Annotated in this window: 25 protein-coding genes; 14 read left to right on the top strand and 11 right to left on the bottom strand. The window is 66.5% G+C overall.

Annotated elements, in window-relative coordinates:
* Window positions 1–349 precede the first annotated feature (349 nt).
* Window positions 350–1,417 (top strand): response regulator transcription factor, encoded by a 1,068-nt coding sequence (locus P0D80_RS21055; RefSeq protein WP_408286504.1) that lies wholly within the window; start codon window positions 350–352, stop codon window positions 1,415–1,417.
* Window positions 1,418–1,527: 110 nt separating this feature from the next.
* On the opposite strand, the gene sctC is transcribed toward P0D80_RS21055, so the two are convergent.
* The 10 genes from sctC to P0D80_RS21105 all read right to left on the bottom strand — a co-directional run bounded on the left by sctC (window position 1,528) and on the right by P0D80_RS21105 (window position 11,282).
* Window positions 1,528–3,318 (bottom strand): type III secretion system outer membrane ring subunit SctC, encoded by a 1,791-nt coding sequence (gene sctC, locus P0D80_RS21060; RefSeq protein WP_132381825.1) that lies wholly within the window; start codon window positions 3,316–3,318, stop codon window positions 1,528–1,530.
* A gap of 78 nt (window positions 3,319–3,396) precedes the next feature.
* Window positions 3,397–4,872, bottom strand: a complete 1,476-nt coding sequence (locus P0D80_RS21065; RefSeq protein WP_408286506.1) for a helix-turn-helix transcriptional regulator — start codon at window positions 4,870–4,872, stop codon at window positions 3,397–3,399.
* Between the two features lie 189 nt (window positions 4,873–5,061).
* The gene (sctT, locus tag P0D80_RS21070) at window positions 5,062–5,925 is read right to left on the bottom strand and encodes a type III secretion system export apparatus subunit SctT (RefSeq protein WP_408286508.1); all 864 of its coding nucleotides are present in this window, start codon (window positions 5,923–5,925) and stop codon (window positions 5,062–5,064) included.
* Window positions 5,922–6,449, bottom strand: coding sequence for a type III secretion protein HrpB7 (locus tag P0D80_RS21075; RefSeq protein ID WP_408286510.1), 528 nt, complete (start codon window positions 6,447–6,449; stop codon window positions 5,922–5,924). The genes sctT and P0D80_RS21075 overlap by 4 nt, the downstream gene beginning before the upstream one ends.
* On the bottom strand, window positions 6,449–7,798 hold the full coding sequence (gene sctN / locus P0D80_RS21080) for a type III secretion system ATPase SctN (RefSeq protein ID WP_408177809.1): 1,350 nt from the start codon (window positions 7,796–7,798) through the stop codon (window positions 6,449–6,451). Before sctN ends, P0D80_RS21075 begins: the two co-directional genes overlap by 1 nt.
* Window positions 7,795–8,589 carry a type III secretion system stator protein SctL gene (sctL, locus tag P0D80_RS21085; protein WP_408177808.1) on the bottom strand — a complete coding sequence of 265 codons (795 nt, stop codon included), beginning with the start codon at window positions 8,587–8,589 and terminating at the stop codon, window positions 7,795–7,797. Before sctL ends, sctN begins: the two co-directional genes overlap by 4 nt.
* Complete coding sequence (locus P0D80_RS21090) at window positions 8,574–9,350, bottom strand: type III secretion protein HrpB4 (RefSeq protein WP_408286513.1); 777 nt, start codon at window positions 9,348–9,350, stop codon at window positions 8,574–8,576. Before P0D80_RS21090 ends, sctL begins: the two co-directional genes overlap by 16 nt.
* Before the next feature lie 18 nt (window positions 9,351–9,368).
* Window positions 9,369–10,235, bottom strand: a complete 867-nt coding sequence (sctJ, locus tag P0D80_RS21095) for a type III secretion system inner membrane ring lipoprotein SctJ (protein ID WP_408286515.1) — start codon at window positions 10,233–10,235, stop codon at window positions 9,369–9,371.
* Between the two features lie 34 nt (window positions 10,236–10,269).
* The gene (locus tag P0D80_RS21100; RefSeq protein WP_132381809.1) at window positions 10,270–10,668 is read right to left on the bottom strand and encodes a type III secretion protein HrpB2; all 399 of its coding nucleotides are present in this window, start codon (window positions 10,666–10,668) and stop codon (window positions 10,270–10,272) included.
* A gap of 14 nt (window positions 10,669–10,682) precedes the next feature.
* Window positions 10,683–11,282, bottom strand: coding sequence for an HrpB1 family type III secretion system apparatus protein (locus P0D80_RS21105; RefSeq protein ID WP_132381807.1), 600 nt, complete (start codon window positions 11,280–11,282; stop codon window positions 10,683–10,685).
* 333 nt (window positions 11,283–11,615) lie between these two features.
* Between P0D80_RS21105 and sctU the strand changes: the two genes are divergently transcribed.
* The 11 genes from sctU to P0D80_RS21160 all read left to right on the top strand — a co-directional run bounded on the left by sctU (window position 11,616) and on the right by P0D80_RS21160 (window position 21,648).
* Window positions 11,616–12,731: a type III secretion system export apparatus subunit SctU gene (gene sctU / locus P0D80_RS21110; protein ID WP_408286517.1), complete on the top strand. Its 1,116-nt coding sequence runs from the start codon at window positions 11,616–11,618 to the stop codon at window positions 12,729–12,731.
* An 86-nt stretch (window positions 12,732–12,817) separates the two neighbouring features.
* A complete protein-coding gene (gene sctV / locus P0D80_RS21115; protein WP_408286587.1) occupies window positions 12,818–14,848 on the top strand; it encodes a type III secretion system export apparatus subunit SctV in 2,031 nt (676 codons plus the stop codon).
* A 10-nt stretch (window positions 14,849–14,858) separates the two neighbouring features.
* Window positions 14,859–15,569: a type III secretion system protein SctP gene (gene sctP / locus P0D80_RS21120; RefSeq protein ID WP_408286518.1), complete on the top strand. Its 711-nt coding sequence runs from the start codon at window positions 14,859–14,861 to the stop codon at window positions 15,567–15,569.
* The gene (sctQ, locus tag P0D80_RS21125; protein WP_408286520.1) at window positions 15,566–16,951 is read left to right on the top strand and encodes a type III secretion system cytoplasmic ring protein SctQ; all 1,386 of its coding nucleotides are present in this window, start codon (window positions 15,566–15,568) and stop codon (window positions 16,949–16,951) included. The genes sctP and sctQ overlap by 4 nt, the downstream gene beginning before the upstream one ends.
* The gene (gene sctR / locus P0D80_RS21130) at window positions 16,935–17,585 is read left to right on the top strand and encodes a type III secretion system export apparatus subunit SctR (RefSeq protein ID WP_132381799.1); all 651 of its coding nucleotides are present in this window, start codon (window positions 16,935–16,937) and stop codon (window positions 17,583–17,585) included. The genes sctQ and sctR overlap by 17 nt, the downstream gene beginning before the upstream one ends.
* Window positions 17,586–17,598: 13 nt before the next feature.
* A complete protein-coding gene (gene sctS / locus P0D80_RS21135; protein ID WP_132381797.1) occupies window positions 17,599–17,862 on the top strand; it encodes a type III secretion system export apparatus subunit SctS in 264 nt (87 codons plus the stop codon).
* Between the two features lie 49 nt (window positions 17,863–17,911).
* The gene (locus P0D80_RS21140) at window positions 17,912–18,946 is read left to right on the top strand and encodes a hypothetical protein (protein WP_408286523.1); all 1,035 of its coding nucleotides are present in this window, start codon (window positions 17,912–17,914) and stop codon (window positions 18,944–18,946) included.
* A gap of 156 nt (window positions 18,947–19,102) precedes the next feature.
* Window positions 19,103–20,380 carry a type III secretion protein gene (locus P0D80_RS21145; RefSeq protein ID WP_408286524.1) on the top strand — a complete coding sequence of 426 codons (1,278 nt, stop codon included), beginning with the start codon at window positions 19,103–19,105 and terminating at the stop codon, window positions 20,378–20,380.
* 51 nt (window positions 20,381–20,431) lie between these two features.
* Window positions 20,432–20,680 carry a type III secretion protein gene (locus tag P0D80_RS21150; protein ID WP_132381791.1) on the top strand — a complete coding sequence of 83 codons (249 nt, stop codon included), beginning with the start codon at window positions 20,432–20,434 and terminating at the stop codon, window positions 20,678–20,680.
* 155 nt (window positions 20,681–20,835) lie between these two features.
* Window positions 20,836–21,003, top strand: coding sequence for a hypothetical protein (locus P0D80_RS21155; RefSeq protein WP_162831287.1), 168 nt, complete (start codon window positions 20,836–20,838; stop codon window positions 21,001–21,003).
* A 189-nt stretch (window positions 21,004–21,192) separates the two neighbouring features.
* Window positions 21,193–21,648: a CesT family type III secretion system chaperone gene (locus P0D80_RS21160; protein ID WP_132381789.1), complete on the top strand. Its 456-nt coding sequence runs from the start codon at window positions 21,193–21,195 to the stop codon at window positions 21,646–21,648.
* A 139-nt stretch (window positions 21,649–21,787) separates the two neighbouring features.
* Here P0D80_RS21160 and P0D80_RS21165 read toward each other — a convergent pair whose 3' ends face one another.
* Window positions 21,788–22,270, bottom strand: coding sequence for a hypothetical protein (locus P0D80_RS21165; RefSeq protein WP_408286527.1), 483 nt, complete (start codon window positions 22,268–22,270; stop codon window positions 21,788–21,790).
* Window positions 22,271–22,593: 323 nt separating this feature from the next.
* Here P0D80_RS21165 and P0D80_RS21170 point away from each other — a divergent pair, with 323 nt between their 5' ends.
* Together P0D80_RS21170 and P0D80_RS21175 are read left to right on the top strand one after the other, a co-directional pair.
* On the top strand, window positions 22,594–23,217 hold the full coding sequence (locus P0D80_RS21170; protein ID WP_408286529.1) for a GNAT family N-acetyltransferase: 624 nt from the start codon (window positions 22,594–22,596) through the stop codon (window positions 23,215–23,217).
* 186 nt (window positions 23,218–23,403) lie between these two features.
* A complete protein-coding gene (locus P0D80_RS21175; RefSeq protein WP_408286531.1) occupies window positions 23,404–26,568 on the top strand; it encodes an ATP-binding protein in 3,165 nt (1,054 codons plus the stop codon).
* Window positions 26,569–26,590: the final 22 nt, after the last annotated feature.

Below are 26,590 nucleotides of genomic sequence, written 5' to 3' on the forward strand. Positions count from 1 at the left end.
TTCCAGATTCTCAACAAAGGTAAATATGCCTTGCAACGCTGAAAGGTGCTGCGAACCTTGCTTCGCGTGCGATTCCGGGCGGCTTAAGTCTCTTTTACCGGAACTGGAAAAGGTAACGGAAATTGCTACCGTAATTGCGTACCGCCGCGCATCTCGCGGCTAATACCGGCGATCTGCACGCTTATTCACCTGAACAAAGCCGTGCCAAACAAATCAGCGACCTTTCATGCTATTTCAATACATCTTGGGGCGAAACAATTCGTTACAGCCCTGATATTTTAAGGGCCGTAATTTGCGGGACACGCAATGCGATTCAGGAAGCAACCTTAAGCATCTGTCCCGGGAGGGCATGTTGAAATTCGCCGTGATGACCACCAGCAGCAGCCTGTTCAATCTGATTTGCCAATGCTTTCGCGAGGATACGATCGAATGCTGCCGCTTCCTCGATGACGTCGCGCTGTCGCGGGCGATCTATCGCGAGGACTATCACGCCATCCTCGTCGACGCCGCCACGGGCATCGACGCGACGCGCGCCGTATTCGCGCGCCGCGCCTGCTACGGCGACCGCCGCGCGCCGTTGATCGTGATCGGCGCGTTCGCCGATCGCGACAGCATCGAGCGCGCTTTCGAAGTGGGCGCCGACGACGTCGTGCTCTCGCCGATCGACCGTGGCGAACTCGAAGTCCGCACCTACCAGGCGTTGCGCCGGTTCCAGTCGCCGACGCCGGTGCAAGCCGAAGACTGGGCCGAACTCGGCCCTTACCGTCTCGACCGGCGCACGGGCACGGTCCTGATCGACGAACGCGAAATCCGCCTGACGGTGCGCGAATTCGCAATTGCGTGGCTGCTGTTCTCACGCGCCGGCGAGTACGTGAGCCGCCGTCAGATTGCGGGTGCGATCTGGAGCAGCACCGAAGATATCGTCGGGCGCACGCTCGAACAGCATATCTACAAGCTGCGCAAGAAACTGGGATTGAACGGCGCATCCGGCGTTCAGCTTCGCACGATGTATGCGCACGGATATCGCGTCGAGTTGTGCGACGGCAAGACGGAGAGCGAAGCGATCATCGCCGGCCTGCCCGAAATCCAGCCGGCCGCGCAAACCGCCGATGCGATTGCGGCAATCACCCAGGCCGTCGACATCGATCGCAAGGAAGCCGCCAGCAAATGCATCGCGCCGACGGCCCGACCATGCATGACGCTGGACGTGCATGCGAAAGACAGTGAAGCCGCGCGCAACGCGCAACCGTGGGGCCAGTATGCCGCGATGTGGCACGGCGGCACGGCGCACCTCGTGCACCCGGTCGCGAGCTTCGCGGCGCACGGCGAGGAGTTGCCAGGCAGCGAGGCTTCGCCGGCGCTGACGTCGTTCTCGGTGCCCGCGGCGCTATTGAGAGGCAATGCACGCCGGCGCTAAAGTTGACGCGCGGCTAACGAGGCCGCGCACCGCATCGAACGCAAGCAGGGGCAAGCGCGGTTCAGACCGCCCTTGCCCCTGCCTTCACATCGAACTCCGGCGCATGCCGATTACAGATCGAGCACCCGTGGCGACAACAGAAAGACGTGTTCCATATGCGAGCGCTGGTCGTTGTTGTACCGGAACAGCGCGCCGATGAGCGGAATCTTCGACAGACCCGGCACGCCGGTCACGCCGTTCGAGTCGTTGTCCACGCTATAGCCCGCGATCAGCAGACTCTCCCCCTCGCCCACAAAGGCTTGCGTATTGATCTCGCTGCTGGTGATCACCGGAATGTTGTCGACCTGCTGACCGGTGAGCTGACCGTCCTCGATATGCACTTCGAGCTTGATGCGCATCTGGCCGTTTTCCTGCACCACCATCGGCAGCACGCGCAATGAGACGCCCGTGGACACGCTGTACAGATCCGCCGACGTATAGCCCGATACGCGCACGAAGAATTTGGTCTTGTTGTCCATCACCGCTTCGACGTTGTCGAGCGTCGCGACCTTCGGCGATGCATCGATCTTCGCTTTCGAGGTGGTCTGCAAAGCGTTGACGCGCGCCATCAGATACCGCCCGGCGTCGCCGAGCACGGCGGTAATCGAGGCGCCCACCGGCGTCGCGGAAACGACCGTGGTGCCGTCGGCGAGCGTCGTGGTGCCGAAGTTCGGATTGATCGAGCCGTTCGCGAAGCTGTTCTGCTGATTCGTGCCGGTGCCGGTCTGGAAGTCGAGATGGCTGTTGTGCGCGCGCCAGTCCACACCGATCTGCGCCAGCACGTCGTCGTCGATTTCGATGATATGCGCCTCGATCTCGATCAGCTTGGGCCGCGTATCGAGCTGATCGATCAGCGTCGCGTACTGGTCGATACGCTGTGGCGTATCGCGAATCAGCACGGAGTTGGTGGTCGGGTCCGGCTGCATGATCGGCAACGAGAGATCGCCGCCGCTCGGCGGGCTCGTCGGCGAACCGCCCGGCGCATTCGCATAGCCGACATTGCCTGGGCTGCCGTAGTTGGACGGCTGCGCATTGCCGACCAGGCCGCCGAGCGTCGCGCCCTGCCCGTCCGCCATATTGGGCGGCAACGGCGGGTTGTACACCTGGCCGCCGCCGCTGTCGCCGCCACCCACGTCGGTCATCGGCGGTACGCGTTGCATGTTCGGCGACATCGAAGTCTGCGACTGGCCACCACCACCGCCCCTCCCCTGTTTCGCGTGATACATGTTCGACAGGACGGTCGCCACGCCCGGCACCGTGATCGTGTTGCCGTCGATCTGCACCTTGTGATCGGCGGCCCATGCATGCTTGAGCTTGAACACGCGAATCACCGACCCGCTGCGGCGGCTCGCGTTGTCATCCAGACGACGGGCGATCTCGCTCACCATCTGCACATACTGCGGCGGCCCGTTGACGATGGCCGTGCCCGCGCTTTCGTCGTACACCACCGGAAAGCGCGAGTCGTCGACGCTCATGGTGTGCAGCGCCGCGCGCAGATCCGCGGCCGACGCATGATCGAGCTTGATCACCTGATGCGTGACGTCGTTGGCGCTGCTGATCGACAAAACACTGCCGTCATAGAACCAGACAAAGCCGAAGGTCGAGGCGAGCGTGTCCAGAAAGCGCTGCGGCGATGTGTCGAAGCGGCCGGTCACCGTGCCCTGAACGTTGCCCGCGATCGATGCGGCCACGCCCTGGCTTGCGGTGAAATCGCGCAGCACGTCTTTCAGGTCCTTGCCTTCGACGGCAATATGCACCGCGTTGCTGCGCCATCGCACCGGCGCCGCGCTGGCGGGTTGCAGCCCGCCCAGCGTGAGGGACGCCGCGAGCCACGCGGCGCAGAAGAGCGTCTTCGATTTCATGGAGTCGACTGAGTGAAGGTGAAGGAAAGAAACCGCGAGTCAAGTCGCACGCCGCCGCGGCGAGCGGCAGCGAACGCGCTATCGTTCGAGCGTCTCGGACGGCGCTTCATGAAACTGCTTGCGATATCCGTTGACGAGCGTCGAGCGGTTCTGCACGCCCCATTTGCTCGCCGCGCCTAGCACGCCACGATCGCTGGAATAAGAGCGGTCGGTGAGTTCGGCGCGAATCCGTTCCATGCGCTGACGGCGGATCAATTCAGTCGGCGACAGCCCGAGGAAATTCTTGAAGGCGCTTTGCAGCGCGCGTTCGGTCACGCCGATTTCCGCGGCCACCTCGCGCACCGAGAGATCGCGCCGGTCCAGGTTGTCGAGCACATAGCTGTATGCGCGGCGATACTTGGCCGGCAGGCGCGCGCCCACATCGTCGAGTTGCGGCGAGGCTTTTGCGCTGCGTTGCAGGAACGGCGCGCGGGCCTGCGAGTCTTCGCGCAGACACTGCATCGCAACGAGCGCATAGCGGCTATACAGTTGCAGCGATTCCTGCGCGCGACCTTCGGCCTGGCGCGTTTTCGCGGTGCAGTAGAGGTATTCGAGCTGACGGTGGCCGGTGGTGCCGTTGCGGCCGATCTGATGCAGCGGCTCCAGAATCGAGCAGGCCAGATGCGGCGCCGCGCCCGCCAGCGTCGCGAGTGCGATTTCCAGTCGCAGCGTGCGCTGATAGTCGCCGAGACCCTGCTCACGCGACCATTGCAAATGACGCTGCAATTCGCCGATCGCATCGCGATCCGCGCAGGCGGCGAGGCGCAACTGCTGCAGATAGTCGATACGCGCGCGCAGCAATGGCGAGCGCACACCGAACACCGCGCGCGAGAGACCGTCGACGCTCATGTCAACGCCCTGACCGGACCGCGGCGCGTGTTCGCTCGACAAACCCGAATGCCAGTAGACGTGATCGCGCAGCGCCGTCGCGGCCCGCACTTCCATCTGCACAGCCAGGTCGAAACGCATCGTGGCAAGCAGTGCGTGCCAATGGCCCGCTGCATCGTCGAGATCGCGTTCCACGCGTTCGAACAGATCGTCGAGCGCGTCGGCGGCTTCGCTGGTGCGGCCCAGTTCATTGAGCACGCAGACGATCCCGAAGTGCGCTTCCACCGCGCGAGCCGGCTCGATCTCGGGTTCGTCCGCGACACGCGAAAAACAGGCTAGCGCGGTGCCGAGCCGGTGACGGAACAACGCCTGCCACGCGGCATTGCGGCAGGACGCCGTGCGGATCGCATGCTTCGACGAACGAATCAGTTTCTGCGAACGACGGTAGTTCTCTTCCGCCTCGACTTCGATACCCAGCATCAGTTGCAGATCCGCGTGCAGTTGCAGTGCATGCGGCGCGGCTTCGGCGTGACCCGCTTCGTCGGCCCAGCGGCTCGCGAGCTGGCTCGCGGCGCTCACCTTGCCGTCGAGCAAGGTGTCGAGGAAACGGCCGGACAGTGGCGTGTGTTTGCAAGGTGCGGGCGTCGCGAGTGCGGACACCACGGGGAAGTAAAGCATCGAGAACATGGACGACTCCTCTGAGTGCAGGAACGCGTCGCACGCGGCACGCGCGTTGCGTTCGGTGGAGTCAATGTAACGATTCGCATCAAGCGAAGTTTCAATTAATCTGATATTCGCGGCGCATTTGAGAAGGTTTGAGTTTTGCCGCGACGCCGTTGCAATGCGGTACGTTGCGCATGCATTCTCAACATAACCTCAAGGCTTCGCTACGGGCGCGGATGCATTGGGCGCATCGTTCGCGGCCGGCGTCTTGGTCGTATCGGAGAGCACGCGAAACTCGGCGGCGAGACCGCGCAACGTCACCTGGTCTCGCACCTGATCCACGAAGATGCCGACGAACAACGCGAGCATCAATACCGTGACTGCGCCTTTGACCGGCTGACTGAGCGTCATCAGATCGAGTTTCGAAGCGGACTTCGCGGCGAAGCCGAAGGCGAAGTCGATCAGCAGCAGAATGAACATCATCGGCGCCGCGAGTTTGGCGACCGATTGCATCAGCGAATCCGTTTGCGTGAGCACGAACGATTCGAGAATGTTCGACACGTTCGGCCCCGCCGAGATAATCGGCCACCAGTGATACGACTCGTACAGCGTGCCGAGCAGAAACGTCATGCCGCCGAGCGCCCAGAATGCAACAGACGCAATCTGGCTGAGCAAGGTGGCGGTCGGCGTCGACTGTTCCTGGCGCATGGGGTTGGTGATCTGCACGTTGTTGTAGCCGGTCAGATCGTCGATATACGTGCCCGCGCTTTCCGCGACCCAGAACACGACCGAAGCCGCGAAGCCGATGGCGAGTCCGATCAACGCCTCGCGCAAGCCGACTTCGAGCAGCAGCACGCCGTGCAGCGATTGCATGAACGCGGCAGGCTGGCCGTAGGCCACGTACGAACTGAACAGCAGCACGATGGCATTGCGCACCACGCCTTGCAGGAGACCGTCGGCGGTCGGCGGAAAAATGAACATCACGATGAACAGGCGCAGCGAACACACGCCGATCAACGTGATATAGCCGACCAGCAGCGAGCCGAGTTGCGGCAACGCCGATGCGATGTCGTTCATGCGTGCGCCCCGCGCGCCTGGAAGCGCCGCGCCAGCGCGGTTTCCTCGGCCTCTTCGTCACTCGCGTCGCTGGCGGCATTCTCCTGAACCCGGCGGATGTCGCGAATCCGTTCGCCGCATAGATCGATGCGGCCTTGATTCAACGCGATCTCGCGCTGGGTCTGCGCGATCGCGGCGAGGTTCGCTTGCACCGCGGCTTCGGCATGCGCGAGTTCTGTTTCGAACACGCGCAGCCGGTCGTTCACCACGCCGATATACAACCGGCAGTTGTTCAGGTCGTCGAGCGAGAAGGCTTCGGTGCCCGTCATCATGCCGTCCACGCGATGCTGGTAGAACTGCAGCACGCCCGCTTCGTGCGCGACTTGTGCCGCCTTCGCGTCGCGTGCGGCTTCGAGCGGCGCATGCGCGCTGCGCTGCGCCGTGAGCGTGAAGCGCAAGGTCTCGTCGAGACGGCGCCGCCGCGTGCAGGATCGCTCCAGTGCGACGATGCGCCGTTGCTGCAGGCCTTTCGATCCCGCGCTCATCAGCCGAGCCCGCTCAGGTCGTAGAGTTGCGCCTCGGTGTCGTTCGGCGCGGCATAGTCGCCGGTGCGCTGCGAAAGGAACGCCTTGATCGCGTCGGCCTTGGCGATCGCCTCGTCGGCGAGCGCGTTGGTGCCGGGCTGATACTCACCGATCTGCAGCAGCATCTCGACTTCGCGATGCTTCGCCATCAATTCGCGAATCCGCGCGGCTGCCTGCACGTAGCCGTCCGGCACGACTTGCGGCATCACGCGCGACAGACTGCCGAGCACGTCGATCGCCGGATACTGGTTTTTCGCCGCGATTTCGCGCGACAGGATCATGTGGCCGTCGAGAATCCCGCGCACTTCTTCCGCGATCGGATCGCTGCCGCTGTCGTCTTCGGCGAGCACGGTATAAAGCGCGGTGATCGAACCCGTTTCGCCCATGCCCGCGCGTTCGAGCAGGCGCGGCAATTCGGCGAAGATGGACGGCGGAAAGCCGCGCCGCGCCGGCGGCTCGCCGGCGGCAAGGCCGATCTCGCGGCCGGCGCGCGCAAAGCGCGTAAGCGAGTCCATCATCAGCAGCACGCGCTGGCCACGGTCGCGAAAGTATTCGGCGATTGCCGTGGCGACGTAGGCTGCCTTGGCGCGCTCCATCGACGAACGATCCGAAGTCGCGCACACCACCACCGAGCGCGCCATGCCTTCAGGTCCGAGAATCAGCTCGACGAATTCGCGCACTTCGCGGCCGCGTTCGCCGATCAGCGCGATCACGTTGACGTCGCACGACGCGCCACGCGCGAACATGCCGAGCAAGGTGCTCTTGCCAACGCCGGCCGGTGCGAAAATGCCCATACGCTGGCCTTCGGCGAGCGTCATCATCGCGTCGACCACGCGCACGCCGGTCGGCAATGGCGCATCGATCATGCGGCGGCTCATCGGGTCGGGCGGTGCGGCGAAGATCGGCCGCAAGGTATCGGAATGAATCGGCGGCCCGCCGTCGACCGGTTCGCCCAGGCTGTCGATCACGCGGCCGAGCAACATGTCGCCCACTTTCACGGCGAGCGAACGTCCGAGCCCGATCACCTGCGTCGAACGCGAAATGTTTTCGAGGCGCGAGAACGGCGAGAGCAACGCGACGTCGCGCGTAAAACCGATCACCTCGGCGTGTTGCAGCAGCGTGCCGTTCGGCGCGCGCAGTTCGCAAAGCTCGCCGAGCGACAGATCGAGCCCGGCCACCTTGATCAGCGTGCCGATCACTTCCAGCACTTTGCCGGTCCGCGCCACCCCCGGCACGGCCAGGATTTCGCGCTCGATCTCGTCGGTGAGACGGTCGAAATCGACCGTGCGGGTCAGCCACGGCGTGCTCATGCGGCTTCCTCGCCGTCTGGCGCAGCGGGCGTGGCGGGTTCCTCGCCGCCGGCATCAGCCTCTTCCACGGACCGCTTCAACGCGCGCGACACCGCGCTGCGCATGGCGCGCAATTGCGTGTCGAGACTCGCATCCACCGTGCCGAAGTCGGACTCGCACACGCAACTGCCCGGATCGAGCCGCTTGTCGGCGATCACGGAAAGCGGGATCGGCTGGCCGAGATCGCGCCAGCGCGAGGCGAGCCGATCGAAGGTGGCTTTGGCTTCGGCGTAGTCGTCGGGATGCACGGCCACGCGCAGATAGGTCGCGCCTTCCACGATCCGGTCGACGGTGGCGAGCGCCCGCTCGAACAACGCCTCGTGACGCTCGACGCGCACGATCTGCTCGACCGCCGACGCCACGATCTGCGCGAGCCGCTCGCGCATGCGCATCTGCAACTGGTTCTGCGCGTCGGCGACATCGGCGAGACGCTCCATCCAGTCGGCGAGCGCACGGTCGCAACCGTCGCGATAGCCCTGCTCGCTGGCCGTGTCGTAGTCGCGCTGCGCCTGGGCGGCGATCTCCGCGGCCTGAGCATGACCCGCATCGACGATGCGCGCCGCTTCGTCGCGCGCGTCGGCAAGCAGGGCCTCGCGCTCGATGGCGAGCGCGGCGTAGGCTTCGTCGATCGACAGCAGTTCGCCGAAGGTCGCGCGCGGAATCACATCGCTGACCACGCCGACGCGCGCGGACCAGCCGTGCGCGTCGTTTTCGCCGAAAGCGGAGCGCGCGCGCTTCAACCAAATAGCCATGCAAACTCCGGTAGCAGATCGGACAGCCGCGCGAACAGGCGCGCCGAGCCGGCCGCGTCGATCGAATCGGGAACGGACACGAGCCACGCCGGTGTCGGCAGCACGCGCGGCAAGGCGAGACGCAGCAGCGGAAACGGCACGCGCGCACTGCCGCCGGTGCCGTTCGCACCGTTCACATGGCCCAGGTCGCGCAGCAGCAACGCGCAGCCTTCGACGGCGAGCGTGCCGGCATCCAGCGCGGTCAGCGGCGGCATCGCGGCGCGCGCGGCGAGGCGCGCAATATCGGGGGCATCGGCAAGATGCGCGTCCTGCGTGAGACGGTCGACGCCGACACCGGTCCACTCGGAAAGCTGCGAACGGGTGCGCTTGTCGATCAGACGCCGCGCTTCGGCACGGCGGAACGACAGGGCGCGCATGCGCAGCACCTGCAGCGCGTGACGCACCGGCAGCACGTCGAGCAGCACGGCATTCGGCTGGGCCGCGCCGGACGGCGTCGGTTTGAGCGCGCTATACGTGAGCGACGCGAAGGCGGGCAGCTTGACAGCGGCGGCATCGGCGAGCGCGTGTGAACAGTTCTCCACCGCCGCGCTGTTCGCGCGTTCGAGCGCCATGCGCCAGCTTTCGAGTTGCACGGCATCCGCGCCGAGCAACGCGGCGCTCCATGAGGGATCGGCCCAGCGGGCCGCGCTCGCGAGATTGCGGCGATACGCATCGAGCGCCGCGGCCACGCGCATGAAGGGTAGATCGGTCGGCGCGTTCATCGTAGCCGCGTCGGCGGATCAGTTCGCGGGACGCAGACGCCGCAAGCGCGCCAGCAGTCCGGCGAAGCGCCCGCTCGCGCCAGCCGCGGCATCCGCGTTGCCGGCGGCATCGCCGCTCCTGGGCCGTCCGGCGATCACGCCACGGCGCGCGAGCACCAGCAGCCCCGTCGCGGCCAGCACGATCACCCCGGCCAGCACGCCGAACCACCACGCCGGGACGCCGTTGCTTTGCGGCAGTTGCGAGTATTCGACAGGATCCGCCGCGACCGCGGTCACGCTGACCTGATCGTAGGTGAGCCCTTCGACGCTGTGCATGACCAGCGTCTTGATCTGCGGCACCAGCGCGCCGATATCGGAGTCGCGCCGGTACTTGATGAACACCGCCGCCGACGACGGCTTGATGGTCTGCGCAAGCGGATCGTTATTCGGCAACACGATCTGCACGCGCGCGACCAGCACGCCGTCGATCTTCGAGAGCGTCGACGACAACTCCTGCGAGGTGCCGTAGATGAAACGCACGCGCTCCTCGGTCGGCGTCGAGACGAGGCCGTCCTTCTTGAACAGGCCGCCGAGGTCGTCGAACTTGCTGTGCGGCAGACCGCGCGCGCGCAGCACTTCCATGGCCCGCACCATCTGCGCGTCGTCGACATCGAGCGACCATGTCTTGCCCGCGTCCGACGTGTCCTTGGACGCATCCACGCCGCGTTCCAGCAGCGCGACCACCATCTCGTTGACATCCTGCTCGGAGAGATTGCCGTACAGCTCCTTCTTGCAGCCGCCGAGCATGACGCACAGCGCCAGCACGCAGAGCAGCGGCGCGGCTCGGCGGGCCGGCCGCGCGACAGGCGGCACGGCGGGCTGCACAGCGGGCAATCGGTCGAGCATGGTGACGGCGTCCGTGACGAAGTTGAATGACGGGTTACTGGTTTTTCATCAGCGTTTCGATCGCCGACTTCGACGAATCCACCACGCCCATCTTCGCTTCCAGATCGAGCTGCGTGCTGGCGAGTTCGAGCGTCATGCGGATGGTGCCCGCGCTCATCTCGTTCATCGACATAGTCGGCGCCTGCTGCGCGAGTTGCAGCGCGTCGTTGACGGTATGCTGCAACTCGGCGTCCTGCGCCGCCACCAGTTTCGAGGCAACCGCCGTGCCGTCCTGCTGCGGCGTGGCGGGCGCGCTCATCTGTCCTTTCTGCATCAGCGACTGAAACTTGTCCGCCAGTTCAGGCGTGGTCTGCGCGGCCGGCGCGGCGCCCGCGCTTTGCGACATCTGCTCAAGCGACGCCTGCAAGGCGGTCGTGGTGGCATTGACAGTCATGGGCGGCTCCGTGGTCAGGCGCGCAGGAACGACTGGTGCGCATAATCGACCGGCGCGGCCGCGGCCGGTGCGGGCGCCGCTGCGGTCGCGGGTTCGGCGGACTGCGCGCCTTCGGCGGTTTCCGCGTCGAATTCAGCCAGCGCCTCGCACGACTTCGGCGTGACGAACTGGCCGCCCGCGCGCTTGACCTTCATCGCGTTGAGCAGGTCTTCGCGAGCTTCGAGCGCGCGCACCAGCGATTGAGTGTCGCGCGTCGGATTGTTTTCCATGGCTTCGGCGGCGCACTGTTTCCAGTCGGGGTCGCCTTTCGCGGACAGACAAAACGCGAGCAGCGCCTTGGCGTAGCCGAAGCGCGGCGCGTTTTCGCCGACCTGGCGCAGCACGTGAATCGCATCGTCCCAGTGGCCGCGCACCATGTGCAGGATGCCGTCGAGCGTATCGATTTCGGCGACGCGCGGCCGCAGCACGCGCAGCGCGTCGAGCACGAGTTCGATGTCGTACGGGTCGGCCGACACCTTCGGGAAGTTGCTGAGCAACGCGGTCGAGACGGTTTCGATCAGGCCGCCGACGACATCGGGGCTGCAATTCAGGTAATCCGGCGTGCTGACGGTCATGGCGATGGGCTCCTGACAGAAGCGTTGAGGTCGACCGTGCCGTTCGCAGCCGGTCGGGAAGGATGACGCAAACATAGCAACCGCCGCGCGGCGGCAAGCCGTCGAATGCGAAGTGGCCGCAACGGATGCGAAGCCGTGCCGTTTGCGTAACAGCGCTGTCCATGCTCGCGCGTCAACGGCGCGATCACGGTGCGGATTGCGTGCCGGCGGCGAATCAAAGCGCTTCGTAATGCGCGCGCCCGCTTCGCCTCGCCCGGCACGCGAGGCGGGTGCGGGCGCTATCGTCAGGCGGACTATGAGGCGCTGCCCTCCTCACATCGCGACCGAGCCGACATGAGCGACGAAAAGACCGAAGAGCCAACACAGAAAAAGCTGCGGGACGCGCGCAAGGAAGGCCAGGTGTCCCGCAGCAGCGATTTGACCGACTCGATCTCGATGTCGGCGGTGGTGCTGCTGCTGATGGCGGGCGCGAGCCACTTCAGCGACGCCATGCGCGAGGCGGTGACGATCGCCACCGGCTTCGTCAACGGCGATCATTCGCTCACCAATATGCAGACGCAGTTGTACAAGATCGGCGGCCTCGCGCTGTCGGCGATCGTGCCGTGCGTATGCATCGCGGCGCTCGCCGCGATTGCCGGCTCGATCGGCCAGGTCGGCATGCAGATCGCCACCAAGCCGGTCACGCCGGACCCGAAAGCCGTCAGCCCGATGGCGGGCCTCAAGCGGATTTTCTCGGTTCGCACGCTGATCGAGTGCGCGAAGATGATCGTCAAGGCGGTGATCGTGTTCTGCGTGATGTGGCAGACCATCAAGTGGTTGTTTCCGCTGATCGTCGGTTCGCTCTATCAGCCGCTGCCGGAACTGGTGCGCATGTTCTGGGATCTGCTGCTCAAGGTCTTCATGGTGGCCGCGGCTGTGTTCGTGCTGGTCGGCGCCGCCGACGTCAAGCTGCAGAGTTTCATGTTCCTCAAGAAGATGAAGATGTCCAAGGACGAGGTCAAACGCGAACACAAGAATCAGGAAGGCGATCCGCGCATCAAGGGTGAACGGCGGCGGCTCGCGCGCGAAATGCTGAATGCGCCGCCGCAGTCGAAAGTGGGCATGGCCAACATGATGGTGGTGAATCCCACGCACTATACGGTCGCGGTGCGCTACGCCCCCGAGGAACACCCGCTGCCGCGCGTGATCGCCAAAGGCATGGACGAGAGCGCCGCCGCGCTGCGGCGCGCGGCGCGCGATGCGGGCGTGCCAATCATCGGCAACCCGCCGGTGGCGCGCGCGCTGTACAAGGTCGGTCTCGACGAGCCGATTCCCGAAGAACTGTTCGAGACGGTCGCGGCCATTCTGCGCTGGGTCGAATCGATCGGCGCGCGGCGCAACGAAGGCGCACTCGCACCCGACGACAGCACTTCGCCTCACACCACGACTCCGCCGCCCGCCCTCCATTGACGAGACCCACCATGCTGAAGACGCTGAAACTCCCTGCTGGCGGTGAAATCGGTATCGTCGCGCTGATCGTCGCGATCATTTCGCTGATGATCCTGCCGCTGCCGCCGACGCTGATCGACATTCTGCTCGGCGTGAACATCACGATCAGCGTGACGCTGCTGATGGTAACGATGTATGTGCCGGACGTGGTGTCGCTTTCCGCGTTTCCGTCGCTGCTGCTGTTCACGACGCTGTACCGCTTGTCGCTGAACATCGCGTCGACCAAGTCGATTCTGTTGCATGCCGAGGCGGGCCACATTATCGAGAGCTTCGGCGAGCTCGTGGTGGGCGGCAATCTCGTGGTCGGGCTGGTGGTGTTCGTGATCATCACGACCGTGCAGTTCATCGTGATCGCGAAAGGTTCGGAACGCGTCGCGGAAGTCGGCGCGCGCTTCACGCTCGACGCGCTGCCCGGCAAGCAGATGAGTATCGACGCGGACCTGCGCGCCAATCTGCTGACCGCCGAGGAAGCCCGCCGCAAGCGCGCGACGCTCGCCGTCGAAAGCCAGTTGCATGGCGGCATGGACGGCGCGATGAAGTTCGTCAAGGGCGATGCGATTGCCGGATTGATCATCACGATGATCAATATCGTGGCGGGTATTGCGGTCGGCGTCGCGTATCACAACATGAGCGCGGGCGAAGCGGCAAACCGTTTTTCGATTCTCTCGGTGGGCGATGCGATGGTGTCGCAGATTCCATCGCTGTTGCTCTCCGTGGCAGCCGGCGTGATGATCACGCGCGTCGCCGACGAGCGGCAAGCCAAGCCCGGTTCGCTCGGCGACGAGATCGGCCGCCAGCTCGGTTCCAGTTCGCGCGCGCTGTACTTCGCGGCCATCCTGCTGCTCGGTTTCGCTGCCGTGCCTGGTTTTCCCGCGGCGCTGTTCCTGCTGCTCGCCGGCACGCTGGCGTTTACCGCGTGGCGTTTGAACACGAAGAAGCCGCAGCAGAGCAGCCATGAACGCGAGTCGCTGCACGCGATGCAACGCTCGGGCGCGAAGATCGACGTGCCCGCGATTCTGGCGCGTGCGCCGCAGTTCACCTGCCCGCTCGGCGTGCGGATCGCGCCGGACCTCGTTGCGCGGCTCACCATGCCCGCGCTCGACAAGTCGTTCGAAACCGAACGCGCGCGGCTTCAGGAAGAACTCGGCCTGCCGTTTCCGGGCATCACGATGTGGACGTATGCCGCATTGCCGGCGTCCACTTGCCAGATCCTCGTTCACGACGTTCCGCAACTCACCATTGGACTCCCCGCCGGCAAAGTGATGTTGCCCGAAGCGAGCCGTCTCGCGCATTCGGCGGCACCGGTGACGCTCACTAGCGAAGAGAGCGAGGCGCTGGAGGTGCTCGTCGCGCAATGCGAGCCGGGGCCGCCGATCGACACGAGCGGCACGCCGACGCGTTGGCTGGAAGAACGCTCGGTGCCGCCGAAAACACCCGTATGGCGTGCGGAGCAGGCCATCGCACACGCCTGCGTCGCGTTGATGCGGCGCCACGCTCCGCTCTTTCTCGGCATTCAGGAAGTGCAATGGATCCTCGACCAGCTCGCGAGTGACTATCCGGGGCTGGTCGCCGAAGTGCAGAAAGTGCTGCCGCCGCAGCGTATCGCCGACGTGCTGCGACGTCTGCTCGAAGAACAGATTTCGATTCGCAATGTCCGCACGATCATGGAAAGTCTGATCGCGTGGGGACCGAAAGAGAAAGACATGCTGATGCTGACCGAGTACGTGCGCGGCGATCTCTCGCGCTTTCTCGCGCATCGCGCCGCAAGCGGCGAGCGGACCTTGTCGGCGGTGCTGTTCGACATGCCGGTCGAGCAGCATATCCGGCAGTCGATCAAGCAAACGCCGACCGGCAATTTTCTCGCCTTGCCGCCCGATGAAGCCGCGCTGCTGATCGACAAGATCCAGTCCTTCGTCGGCGCGGTGCCGCGCGAGGGCGTGGCGCTCGTGACCTCGATGGATATTCGCCGTTACGTGCGACGCATGATCGAGGCGCGCCTCAACTGGCTCGCGGTGTATTCGTATCAGGAACTCGGCGAGCACGTCGAATTGCGGCCGCTCGGCCGCGTGTCGATCTGAGGTCGCGGCGATGACGCATATCGCTTCGCGCCACGTGCGTGTGATTCCGGGCGAAGCGGATAACGACACACCAGAAGACGCCGCTTCGCGTTCCGCTTCACGTGGCCGCGGCTTCGACTACGCGTCGTTGCTCGGCCGCCGCCGCGCGTTGCATCGGCTGAACAACAACGCGGATGCCGATGCCCACGCGGGCTCGCAAGGCGGCAGTCATGCGGATGCCAATGAAGACGCAGAGACCGCATCGGCGCCCGCCGCGCCGCAGCCGTTCTTCCCGCACGAAGGCGACGCCGGTCACGATGCTGCTGAACAGAGCACGTGCTCAGGCGCAAATACCGAACTCACGCTTTCGCCCGAACGCCTCGCGATCGGCGCACGTGTCGCCGATGCCGCGCAACCGGTCGTGTCCGCCGTGTATCGGCAACAACAGCGCTTCGTGCAGCTGCTCGGCTCGCTGGCGCGCGAGATCGGCGCGTTCTGCGGCGATCCGTCGATTGCGGAAGCAGGCAATTGGGAAGTGCAACTGCCGCTCGATCAGAAACTGTTGCCGCACACCACGCTGTATCTGACGCTTTCGCGTTTCAGTCTGCAGCTTCGGTTCGATACGACGGATACGGCGGCGCGGCAATTACTCTTGGAACATAGCGCACTGCTCGAACGAGAACTCGACACCTTGCTGCGCGCGTGGGGTGAAGCCCGCGAAATCGAACTCACTGTCTGGTGACAGATTCCCTGCGCATGACCTATCCGCTCGACGAGCCGACGACTGAAGACGAAGCCGTGACCGACCCGCGTGCGGTGCGTGAACGCGCATCGGTCAGCGAGCCGTCGCGCGGCGCGGCGGAGCTTGCGCATCGGCGAGTGATCGTGCCGTTCCGCATGCCGGTCGTGTCCCACGGCGACGCGCGCATTACGCGCACGATCTGCGATACGCGCGTCGCCAATCATCTGCGTGTGACGCTCGGCATCACCGAATGGCGCGCGGCGTTGACCGATGTCCATACGTTCGATGCCGCCTACGCCGATCCCGGCGTCATCGAACTCATGCTCGCCCCGGTTGACGGCGGCACGACAACCGGTCTGCGTGTGGCGCTCGATCTGCGCGCCTATCCGGCGCTGTCGATCGCGGCATGGCCGGATAGCGACGCGCTGAGCACCAAACCGCCCGCCGATGTCGCCTTGCGCCAGGCCGTCGCGAGCGTCGTGCTGGCGCCGTTGTTCGAGCGGCTCGCCGGCGCCGGCTTCAAGGATCCGCGTGTGGTTGCCGTGCGCCGGGCGCGCCTGTGCGATATCGCTTCGACTTCGACTTCGGCTTCGATGCGCAAGCTCACGAGCGAAGCCCACGCAGCTACGCCACCGGTCGTCGCGCTCTCGTTCGTACTTGCCGAGCGCCGCTATCAGGCTGCCGTTCTCGCCGAGCCCGCATGCTACGACCTGCTCGACCGGCTATTGCGCAGCGATACCGACGCGACCCAGGCGCTGAACCCGACACCAGGCGCATTCGCATCGAACCATTCGTCGGCACACGCGAGCGCCGACCTCGACGTGCCGGGCAGCCTGATCCTCGGCGTGAAGCGCTTGCCGGTCGACACGCTGAATGCGCTCGAACCCGGCGACGTGCTGCTGCGCGCCGCCTTCCCTTCGCTCGATGCGGCGCTGCTCGGTGCATCGGACGACTCATCCGCGTCTCACGCTCGGCCGCGTGCCGTCGCCGCGTGGGGCACCCCTGGGCTCACCCGCGTGTGCGCCGCTGTGGAAATCGACGGGCACGCGCTCGTCATCGTCAAGGAGCCGAACATGTCAGAAGAGCTGGACCCGGCGAGCGCCGACGCCGGGCTCGCCATCGACGATCCCGCCGATCCGATCCGGATCGGAGAACTCGAACTGCCGGTGCAGTTCGAGATCGACACGGTGGCCCTACCGCTCGCCCAACTGTCGGCGCTCGGCCCAGGCTATGTGCTCGAACTGCCCGTTCCCGTGGCGGACGCCCAGTTGCGGCTCGTCGCGCATGGACAGACCATTGGCTATGGCGAGCTGGTGACGGTCGGCGAACATCTCGGTATCCGCATCATTCGCATGGCGCACAGGCATGGTCCAATTCAGTGATATCACCGGGCTGCTGCTGGTCGTCGTCGCGATCAGCCTGCTGCCCTTCGTCGCCATGGTGGTCACCTCGTACGCGAAGATCGTCGTCGTGCTGGGTCTGTTGCGCAATGCGCTCGGCGTGCAGCAGGTGCCGCCGAACATGGTGCTCAACGGCATCGCGATTCTCGTTTCCATTTACGTGATGGCGCCGATCGGCATGCTCGCCGCGAAGACGCTCGAAGGCCAGCAACTTGCCTCGCAACCATCGCAGGCGCTGATACAGGCGTTCGGCGCGGCGCGCGAGCCGTTCCGCGCGTTTCTCGTCAAGCACACCAACGAGCGCGAGAAGCGCTTCTTTCTGCGCTCGGCTTCGGTGGTGTGGCCGAAGGAAGAAGCCGCGCAGATCAAGGAAGACGACCTGATCGTGCTCGCGCCCGCCTTCACGCTGACGGAAATGACCGACGCGTTCAAGATCGGCTTTCTGCTGTACATCGCCTTCATCGTGATCGATCTGATCATCGCAAACGTGCTGCTCGCGATGGGCCTGAACCAGGTCACGCCGACCAACGTCGCGATACCGTTCAAGCTGCTGCTGTTCGTGGTGATGGACGGCTGGTCGACGCTGATTCACGGCCTCGTGATGTCCTACAAATAGCGCGGGAGACCAGATGGAAATCGATTCGCTAATCCGCTTCACCACCGAAGGCATGCTGCTGTGCCTGACCGTGTCGCTGCCCGCGGTGATCGTCGCGGCCGTGGTCGGTCTCGGCGTGTCGTTCCTGCAGGCGATCACGTCGATGCAGGATCAGACCTTGTCGCACGCGGTCAAGCTGATCGCGGTGACGGTGGTGATCGTGGTCGCCGCGCCGCTCTCGTGCGCGGCGATCCTGCACTTCGCCAACGAGTTGATGCAGGCGGCCGTGCCGCTCTGAAGCGGCGCAGGTCGGCCGTTGAACCGGGCCACTTTGCGAGGCGCGCGACATGAGCCGAATCTCCCATCAGGGCAGCGACACAGCGGCGGCCCACGCGCAGCGCACGGCCGAGGCGCAGCAGAAATCGGCCAACGCGCAAGGCGCGCGTAACGGCGCGCAATTCGCGGCGCTGTATCGCGGCACCACCAATTTCACCTATGGCGGCGACGCGCAACGCGGACCCTCGGTGAGTTCGGTGCGCGCGAAGCGCATGGCCGACCAGTTGGCGCGCAAACGACGCGCCGCCAAGAAACAGCGCAGCAACGGCGCGGGTCTCGACGACGATGGCCCAGACGACGCCGAAGCGCATCACGCGGAAGGCCAGAAGGTCAACCGCGACGGCGGCGGACGCGGGGGCGGCGGCGGTCATTCGCAAGGCGATCACAGCGACGAGCACGGCACGGGCGCGGCGGCCGGGATCAAGGCGCGCGGCGATCGCGGCGCCGTGCCACCGCCGCCGTCCGGCCGGCTCGACGCGGTCGCCGCGCAGTACGCGCAGCCGGGCCAGGAAAGCGCGCGCGCGGCGGCGGTGCGCGACGCATGGCGCAGCGACATGCTGAACTTGCGCGAGCAACTGGCCGCCAATCCGCAGATGCCGCTCGACGCGCGCGTGCTCGAGCAGTCGATCGATCTGCTCAGTGTGCAGCAGCGCATCGGCAGTCTTGCCGCCGCGCAGCCGGGGGCGAGTTCGGGCGTGGCCGCGCTGCGTGAGCGCGCGGGCAGTGCGTCCGGGCAAGCCGTCACGCGTCTGCCGCCGCCCGAGCGCGTGCAGCGTTTCAACCTGCTGTTTCCGTTGCTGTGGCTGCACGCGGATAAGCCGTCGAACGCGGCGCAGCTCGGGCGCTCGATCGATACGTTGTGCGGGCTGCGCGGCGGGGTGCTTGGGCGGGCTTCGGCTTCGGGCGCATCTGGTGCGTCTGGTGCATCCCGTCGCCTCGCCGCTGAAGCGAGCCCGCACGGCGCCGGCGGCACAGCGCCGTCCCCATCCGACGCCCCCGCAAGCCCGCCTGGACCACGCCGCGCCTTTCCAGACAACCGCCGCTAAACGGTTTGCCGCGCGGCTTCGCATCGCATGCGGCGCCTTCGCATCCGTTCGCTGACACGCCACATCGCGCGGCTACATTAAGGTCGATCGAGCCGGCCTGAGCGCGCAAGCCGCGCGCTTCTCCGGCGCTTCTCCCACCCACCCTGTGCGAGCACGATGAAACTGCTGCGGATACTGACGGGCGTCCACGCGGGAGCGCAATTGCAGCTCACGCCGGGCACGCATCGCGTCGGCGCCGACGACGATGCCGACATCCGCCTCACCGACTGGCGCGGCGCGGATGCGCTGCTGCACGTCGACGCGAGCGGTGTGGTCAGCGCACAGCGCGTCGCCGCAGCGGTGCAGATGGCCGACACCGCGGACGGGCGGGCCGCGCCGCCGGTGGCCGGCGAAGAAGTGGTGCTGCTGGTGGACTTCGTGCCGATGCAGTTCGACGACATGATTCTGTGCGTGGGCGCGGACGACGCCGCGTGGCCGTCCGATCTCGACCTGCTGTCGATGCTGCTGACGCGCCCCGCCGAAGCGCGCTTCGCCGCCGAGCGCAAGAAGCGCCGCCGCTATGTGGGCGCGGTCGTGGCGTGCTTCGTGCTCGGCATCGTGATCGTCGCGGGTTCGCTGCTGACCACGACACAGATGAGCCGCGCCGCGTTGCCGCGCAATGCCGACGACCGCGCGCAGCGCGTCAACGAAGGGCTGGCCGCGGCCCATGTGACCGGCTTGCAGGCGCACGCGGTCGGCAACACGGTGGTGGTGACCGGCATGGTCACGAGCCCCGCTGACGACGACGCCGTGCGCAATCTGTTCGCGCGCATTTCGCCGACCGGCATCTCGCGCAATTACGACGTCGCGCAGAACGACGCGCGCAGCATCGAGGATTCGCTCGGCGTGGCGGGCGCGCACGTGCGCTATCTCGGCGACGGCAATTTCGCGGTGACCGGCGCGGTCAGCAGCCGCGCGGATCTCGATGCGGCGCTCGCGCGCGTGCGGGCCGATCTGGATCCGAACGTGAAGAACATCGTGGTGCAGGCCGCGGAAAACTCCAACGTCATGGCGGCCGGTCCAGCGGCGGCGGCGTACTCCGAAATGATTTCCTCCGACGACGTCCGTTACGCGCAAACGCCGGATGGCGTCAAACACATCTACGCGATCGACACGCCGGCGTCGGACGGCGATGCGGCTGCGAATGCGAATGCAGCCGCCGGTGCAAGCGGCGCGGCGCTTGCGGATGCGAACGCGGCCGGCCATGCCAGTAACACAACCACCACGAACACGAACGCGGCAGCGAACAGCAAAACCGCTGCGAGCAACACGCAAAACACCGCCAACGCCTCGATCGTGGACAACGACACCGTCACTCGCAGCGCGGCCAGCGTCGTGCCACTGCCCAATCCCGCGACACTGCCGCCGGCCCAGCCGCGCGGTCCGTCGAGCTGACCCATCAACGGCACACCGCCACGCTTCAACCAGGACAACCAGGAGATCGACATGTACGAGCAGCTCGAAGCCCACGCCAGCGAATTCAACGACCTGCAGAAGACGCTCGCCGATCCGGCCGGCGCGCCCAAAGTGGAAGCGATCCGCCAGGCGCTCGACGCGACGGCGCAGCGCATCAGCGACACGCAGGGCGCCACCGACCTCGATCGCAACAATCTGGCGAAGCTGTATCGCGGCTTTCTCGCCGCGTCGCGCGTGATCGCGCGGCTGCAGGAAAAACAGGCCGGCGCGCGCGCCTGAGCGCGACGCGGCGGCTCACCGCATGCCCGGCGCAGCACGCGCGCGGCACGCGGATAACGCGCTTGCCGCGGCGGCCCGCTCTCAGGAGCGGCCGGCGCGGCGGCAGGTCTCGATGTAGGCCACTCACTCTCTACCCATAGTCACTGGAGGTTCTTATGTCCGTAGGAAGCGCAGGCGGAATGATGGCTGGTCTCACGCAGGAAATGGACCAGATGACGATGATGTCCGCCCAGATGCAAGTTGAACAAAGCATGTATGCATCGGTGGCGAACATCGCGAAGAGCGGCGCAAGCAACGTCAAGGATGCTTCGCGCGGCGGCTAAGCATTGCAGACGCGGGCCGTTCGCCACAGGCGGCGGTCCGCACGCGGCCGGCCCCGTCGCACACGAGGTCCGGCCGTGTTTTTTTCGGCATGCGCGAGAGGCGCGGCGCGGCGTCCGCCGCTCACGAAGCGGACAAAAGAACGCCCGGCCAGCCGGGCACCGCGCGCAACCGCCAAGCAAGGGTCGAGAATGAGCAGCGAGCGTTACACCAGCCTGATCATGGATCTGTGCGCGACCGTCGGTCTCGGCGACGCGGACCATGTGCTGCGCACGCGGTCGATCGAAGTCGAGGGCTTCGACGTGCGGCTCGATTACTTCGAGCGCGATCTCGACGCGATGTACGCGAATTTCCATTTCGGCACGGTCACGGCCGGACGCACGCTCGTCGTGTTCCGGCTGATGCTGGAGGCCAACCTGCTGATCTATGCGCAGGACCAGGCGCAACTGGGGCTCGACACCGATACCGGCGGCGTCGTGCTGGTGCTGCGGCTGCCGTTCGCGGACGATCTGAACGGCGAGGCGCTCGCCGATCTGCTCGCGCACTACGCGGAGCACGGGCGCTACTGGCGACAGAACATCGTGGAGTCGAACGACGAGATGTTCGAAGGGATCGCGTCGGGAGAGTTTTTCTGGCTGCGGGCGTGATGCAACGCCGAGCGCGACCGATCAAGCAACGCCGGAGCAATCACAAGGGCAACCAGCAACGCCACTCACCAGCAACGCAGGCACTGCACCCGCAACACGCTTACACGAGGTCCGCGCCTGGCGGACCTCGTTGCACGCCTCATCCCTTCGATGCTTCTTCCACGTTGCGCGCGCCCTGCTTCAGCAATTCGGCGAGCTGCATGACCGCGGCCTGTTCCAGTTGCAGCAGGCCGCCGACCACGTTCACGCCCACCGTTGCGACACCGGTGGCGCCGTTCGCGAGTGTCGCCGCGCCTTGCGAGAAAGCGCCGAGGCGTCCGGCGCGCCCCGGCGCGCCGCCAGCGGCTGATTGAGCGGCCGACTGAGCCGCGCCCGGCGCAGTCGTTGTCGAAGTGGCCGGCGACGGCACCTTCGCCGCGAACGATGCGCGCGCGCCCTTGCCCGCCGCGGCGCCGCTGCCGTTGCCGGCCAGTGCGCCCAGTTTGTCGTCGGCTTGTGGACCGGCGTGCGGCAAGCCGCCGGCGGGTTTGCCGCCGTCCGCCGGCGACGACGACGATGGGGCGTTGGAGTCGGAAAGCGGCAGCGTACTGCTCGAACGTCCGATCGATGGGGAATTCGGCATGGTGCGGGGCTCCTGGTGTGAATGTGCGCCGTCAACGCGAAGCACAAGACAAGGACGTCGAACAGGCATCCTGTTCGACCTTACAAGCAGCGTACGAAACCCGCTGCCGGCGTGCGAACTCGCGTGCACCGATACGAAGCGCGAGCGCTCAGCAGCACGACACCGTAGCCGCCGCACTTGCGTGTTCAGCGGCGGGCCGACGCCAGCCGCCCGGCCCGCTGCCAGGTCTTCGCGCGCCCTTACGCCGATTCGCGGCGCGTCGTGCGCCGGTCATGCGACGGCGCCACACTGCCGGGGTTCGTCGCTCACTCGGAATCCGACTCATGCGTTTCACTCCGCTCGACACTCTGGACACGCCGTATCTGCGGCTACGCCCCCTGAGCCCCGCCGACGCTCCCGCCCTGTTCGACCAGATGCTGGGCGACGCCGACACGATGCGCGACCTGCCTGTGCTGCGCCACACCGGCGTGAGCCAGACCGCGGAATTCATCGTCGAGGCGCGGCGCGGCTGGGACGACGGCAGCCTGATCCGCTACACGCTCGAATGCAAGGAGACCGGCCGCCTGACCGCGCTGATCGAATTGAAGCCGACGCTGCCGCGCGTGGAGATCGGCGTGATCATCAGCCGGCATGGCGGCGCGCGGCGGCGCCGGGCCGGTGTGCTGGCCTTGCAGGAAGTGATCGACTGGCTGATCGAGCAGCCCGGCGTGTACCGCGTATTCGCGTGCTGCGCCGTGGATGGCGCCGCGCACAGTTCGATGGAGCGGCTCGGCTTCGTACAGGAAGCGCGCCTGACGAATCACGAACCGCGTCCGAACCGTGGCCTCGCCGCCGCCGACAGCTACCTCTACGCGCTCACGCGTCCCGCACCGGTGCCGCCCGAACCGGCCAGCGAAGGCGTCGCGTGGTTGCGCAATACCATGCAATGGAGTCTCGCGGACGCGTGAAGCAAGCGTTTTAACCGTCGACGGCGCACCCTGCATTGAAGAAGTGTCCGCAGTCCAGGCAATTGTTCACTTCTCGGGCGATAATACTTTGGTCTGACGAATAGCCGCAGCGCGGCATTTCGTTATGCATGCCTCGCGAGTATTCCTCGCCGGTGGACCGAAACACTACTACGCCGGAGATTCATCATGTCGCTACCGCGGCTCACTGGTCAGGTGATCGCTTTCTCGCGATTCTGGCTCGCGCGCGACGTGGGCCTGCTGATTTCCGACGGCGCCGTCATCGAACTCGGCGCGCGTCCGTTCGCGATGCTCGCGGCGCTGCTCGACGCACGCGGCCGCGTGGTGTCGAGCGCCGAGTTGCGCGAAATCGTCTGGCCGGGCAGCAATGTCGACGCGAACACGGTGCAGGCGCAAATCTCCGCGATTCGCCGCGCGCTCGACGGCGACCGCGATCTGATCGTCACCGTGGCCGGCCGCGGCTACCGTTTTGCGGGCGAGGTCCGCGTGCTCGAAACGCCGGACACCGGGCTCGATCTCGCGGTGGCGAACGCCGGCAGCATTGCCGCGTCGCTGGCCACCTCGTTCGCCACGACGGTGGCGGCGAGTCCGTTGACCACGGCCGGGTTCCGGTTCGGTGCGCCGGCCCGCGCGTTGTCCGCCGCGACTGCCGCGTCCGCTTATAGCGCCGCGTTCGGCGCGGCCGGTTCGGCCTCCACCCGCACCGCGCGCTTCAGCAGCGCGCCGTACAGTCCGTCCGCCGCGATCGCATCCGTCGCCGGCGCATCGAGTCTCGCCGCGGCGGTCGCGCCGGCCGTGTCCGCGTTCCCCGCGCTGATGCCGACCAGCGCGGTCACCTCGCTGCGTTCGCAGATCATCGATCCGTCGCCGTTCATCGGCCGTCATGCGGAATTGTCGGAATTGCTCGCGCTGGTGCCCACGCGCCGCATCGTCACGCTGACGGGCGCCTCGGGCGTCGGCAAAACGCGCCTGGCGATCGAAGCCGCAAGCCATCTCGCGCCGCACTTTCCCGACGGCGACTTCTGCGCGGCGCTCGCCTCGCTCGCGCAACCGGATCGCGTGGCCAACGCGATCGGCGCGGCCGTCGGGCTGGAGCCGGCCAGCGAGTTGGCCAGCGCCGCCAATCTGGCCGCGCAGATCGGCGAGCGCCGCATGCTGCTGATCGTCGATCATTGCGATCATCTGAGCGAAGCGGCGGCCAGCCTGATCGACACGCTGGTCGCCAACACGGGCGGCCTGCATGTGATCGCCACGTGCGAGTCGCCGCTCTTCATCGGCGGCGAGACCACCGTGCCGGTGGCCGCGTTGCGCGTGCCGCCCGAGCAGATCGACGGCACGCCCGCCACACTCGACTACGACGCGTTGCGGCTGCTTTTCTCCCGCCTCGCGCGCTGCGTGAAGGCCGCCGCATTGCACGCGCCGCTGCCGGAAGTGAGCGGCATCGCGCCGGCCACGTTCGCGGCGGCGGCGCTGATCTGCCGGCGCGTCGACGGCGTGCCGTTCGCGCTCGAACTGGCGGCCGCGACCATTGCCGGCCAGGTGCGCGCGGGCGTGCCGCCGGAAGAGGCGATCGTGGCCTTCGCGCGCGAACTCGACACCGTCATGACGTATCGCAGCGGCGGTCGCCGCATCGTGCTGCCGCGCGCGGCGATCGTGCACGTGATGCTCGATCTCTCGTACGCGGCGCTCGAAGCGCCCACTCGCACCATGCTGCGCCGGCTCGGCATTTTCGCCACCGCGTTCTCGCACGACGCCGCCTATGAAATGCTCGGCGCGTTCGGCAGCGACTACGGTTTCGGCCCGCCCGAGCCGCATCTGCTGGAACGCCAGCTCCATACGCTGATGGACGCGGGCCTCGTGAATGCCGTCGACTGCGACGGCGCCTTGCGGCTGCGCTTGCCGCCCGCCGTGCGCCGCTTCGCGCTCGACGCGCTGGAGCGCAATCGCGAAAGCGCCGAGGCCGAACTGCATCATGCGCAGTTCGTCGCGCGCGACATGGCGCGCCGGTTCGGCGCGGGCGTCGCCGTAGCCACCGCGCACAGCCGCCACGACATCGACGCGCTGCGCGCCGCGCTCGAATGGGCCGTGTCCGTCGACAAGGTGGAGCTGTGCATCGAGCTGCTCGACAACACCGCGCCGATCTGGGTGGCGCTCGCGCTCGTCGACGAATACATCGGCTGGGTGCGTGCCGTGCTGGCGCGGGTGGACAGCGTGTCGATGCGGCGCATCCGCGACGAAATGCGGCTGCGCGCCGTGCTCGCGCGTGCGTTGATGCTCAGGCGCGGCGCGTCGGCGGAGATCGTCGAGAGCTGGCAGCGCACCTATGAACTCGCCAATATCTGCGCCGACACGCCCTACCGCCTGCGTGCGCTCTTTTGCCTCGTGATGTGCGCGCTCGACGCCGGCGAGATCGAACAATGCCGGCGCCTCGCGAACGAATTCAGCGAGATCGCGCCGGTCGCGCAGAGTGCCGCCGTGAGCATCAACGCGCGGCGCATCGAGGGCATCGTCAAGGCGTACGCGGGCGAATTCGACACCGCGATCCGTTTGCTCGCGCCGGTGGTCGGCCTGAACGACGACACCGCCGACGACATCGACGAAGACCTGAGCCGCGAGGCCAACGCGGTGGCCACCAGTTATGGACTCTCGCTGCATCTCGTGGCGCGCGCGATTCATGCCGTCGCGCTGTGGCTGGTCGGCGAACCGCATCTGACGACGCCGCCGCGCGTCACGATCCGCGACTCCGCCGACGAGAGCGAACCGCTCGCGTGCTGCATCGCGCTCGGTCTTGCCTGCGCGCTCGCCGCGCTCGACGACGACATCGCGCTCACCGAGTCGTGCGCCGCGGCGCTGGTCACGCGCGCGCGTGCGGCAGGCGTCAAGCGTTGGCTGCGCCTCGGGCTCGATTTCCAGCTTTGGCTCGAGGCCCGGCGCGGCGACGAGGAAGCCGCGTGGCGCCTGATTGCCGGCGCGTTGAAGCGGATCGCGCGCGAGCGCATCTATGTGCCCGACATCGCGTTCATCGCCACGCTGTTGCCGCGCATTGCGCTGCACGGCAAGCCGGAACTCGCGGTGTCGCTCGGCGCTACCTTGCGCGACGCCGTGAGCCGCAGCGAGCGCACCGGCGAGCTCTGGTACGTGCCCGAGCTGCTGCGTCTGGACGCCATGCTGCGCCTGCGCACCGGCGACGACCCGCGCACGGTGCGCGAGTTGCTCGACGACGCGCTGCTGCGCGCGCGTCAGCATGGCGCGCGCCGGCTCGAACTGCGCATCACCGTCGATCTCGAAGCGCTGCACGCTTCGGCCGCCGCGGGGCTGCTTCGCGTGCGGTGACTTCGCTTCGCACGCTGCATGG

Source organism: Paraburkholderia sp. RL17-373-BIF-A, assembly GCF_046030175.1.
Taxonomy (GTDB): Bacteria; Pseudomonadota; Gammaproteobacteria; order Burkholderiales; family Burkholderiaceae; genus Paraburkholderia.

Excerpts from the sequence above, each read along its gene's own strand:
- sctC (WP_132381825.1), bottom strand. The coding sequence starts at position 3,318 with ATGAAATCGAAGACGCTCTTCTGCGCCGCGTGGCTCGCGGCGTCCCTC.
- sctN (WP_408177809.1), bottom strand. The coding sequence starts at position 7,798 with ATGAGCACGCCGTGGCTGACCCGCACGGTCGATTTCGACCGTCTCACC.
- P0D80_RS21160 (WP_132381789.1), top strand. The coding sequence starts at position 21,193 with ATGAGCAGCGAGCGTTACACCAGCCTGATCATGGATCTGTGCGCGACC.
- sctL (WP_408177808.1), bottom strand. The coding sequence starts at position 8,589 with ATGGCTATTTGGTTGAAGCGCGCGCGCTCCGCTTTCGGCGAAAACGAC.
- P0D80_RS21150 (WP_132381791.1), top strand. The coding sequence starts at position 20,432 with ATGTACGAGCAGCTCGAAGCCCACGCCAGCGAATTCAACGACCTGCAG.
- sctV (WP_408286587.1), top strand. The coding sequence starts at position 12,818 with ATGATCCTGCCGCTGCCGCCGACGCTGATCGACATTCTGCTCGGCGTG.
- sctJ (WP_408286515.1), bottom strand. The coding sequence starts at position 10,235 with ATGCTCGACCGATTGCCCGCTGTGCAGCCCGCCGTGCCGCCTGTCGCG.
- sctT (WP_408286508.1), bottom strand. The coding sequence starts at position 5,925 with ATGAACGACATCGCATCGGCGTTGCCGCAACTCGGCTCGCTGCTGGTC.
- P0D80_RS21105 (WP_132381807.1), bottom strand. The coding sequence starts at position 11,282 with ATGACCGTCAGCACGCCGGATTACCTGAATTGCAGCCCCGATGTCGTC.
- sctR (WP_132381799.1), top strand. The coding sequence starts at position 16,935 with ATGGTCCAATTCAGTGATATCACCGGGCTGCTGCTGGTCGTCGTCGCG.
- P0D80_RS21175 (WP_408286531.1), top strand. The coding sequence starts at position 23,404 with ATGTCGCTACCGCGGCTCACTGGTCAGGTGATCGCTTTCTCGCGATTC.
- P0D80_RS21075 (WP_408286510.1), bottom strand. The coding sequence starts at position 6,449 with ATGAGCGCGGGATCGAAAGGCCTGCAGCAACGGCGCATCGTCGCACTG.
- P0D80_RS21170 (WP_408286529.1), top strand. The coding sequence starts at position 22,594 with ATGCGTTTCACTCCGCTCGACACTCTGGACACGCCGTATCTGCGGCTA.
- P0D80_RS21100 (WP_132381809.1), bottom strand. The coding sequence starts at position 10,668 with ATGACTGTCAATGCCACCACGACCGCCTTGCAGGCGTCGCTTGAGCAG.
- P0D80_RS21165 (WP_408286527.1), bottom strand. The coding sequence starts at position 22,270 with ATGCCGAATTCCCCATCGATCGGACGTTCGAGCAGTACGCTGCCGCTT.
- sctP (WP_408286518.1), top strand. The coding sequence starts at position 14,859 with ATGACGCATATCGCTTCGCGCCACGTGCGTGTGATTCCGGGCGAAGCG.
- P0D80_RS21090 (WP_408286513.1), bottom strand. The coding sequence starts at position 9,350 with ATGAACGCGCCGACCGATCTACCCTTCATGCGCGTGGCCGCGGCGCTC.
- sctS (WP_132381797.1), top strand. The coding sequence starts at position 17,599 with ATGGAAATCGATTCGCTAATCCGCTTCACCACCGAAGGCATGCTGCTG.
- P0D80_RS21145 (WP_408286524.1), top strand. The coding sequence starts at position 19,103 with ATGAAACTGCTGCGGATACTGACGGGCGTCCACGCGGGAGCGCAATTG.
- P0D80_RS21140 (WP_408286523.1), top strand. The coding sequence starts at position 17,912 with ATGAGCCGAATCTCCCATCAGGGCAGCGACACAGCGGCGGCCCACGCG.
- sctU (WP_408286517.1), top strand. The coding sequence starts at position 11,616 with ATGAGCGACGAAAAGACCGAAGAGCCAACACAGAAAAAGCTGCGGGAC.
- P0D80_RS21155 (WP_162831287.1), top strand. The coding sequence starts at position 20,836 with ATGTCCGTAGGAAGCGCAGGCGGAATGATGGCTGGTCTCACGCAGGAA.
- P0D80_RS21055 (WP_408286504.1), top strand. The coding sequence starts at position 350 with ATGTTGAAATTCGCCGTGATGACCACCAGCAGCAGCCTGTTCAATCTG.
- P0D80_RS21065 (WP_408286506.1), bottom strand. The coding sequence starts at position 4,872 with ATGTTCTCGATGCTTTACTTCCCCGTGGTGTCCGCACTCGCGACGCCC.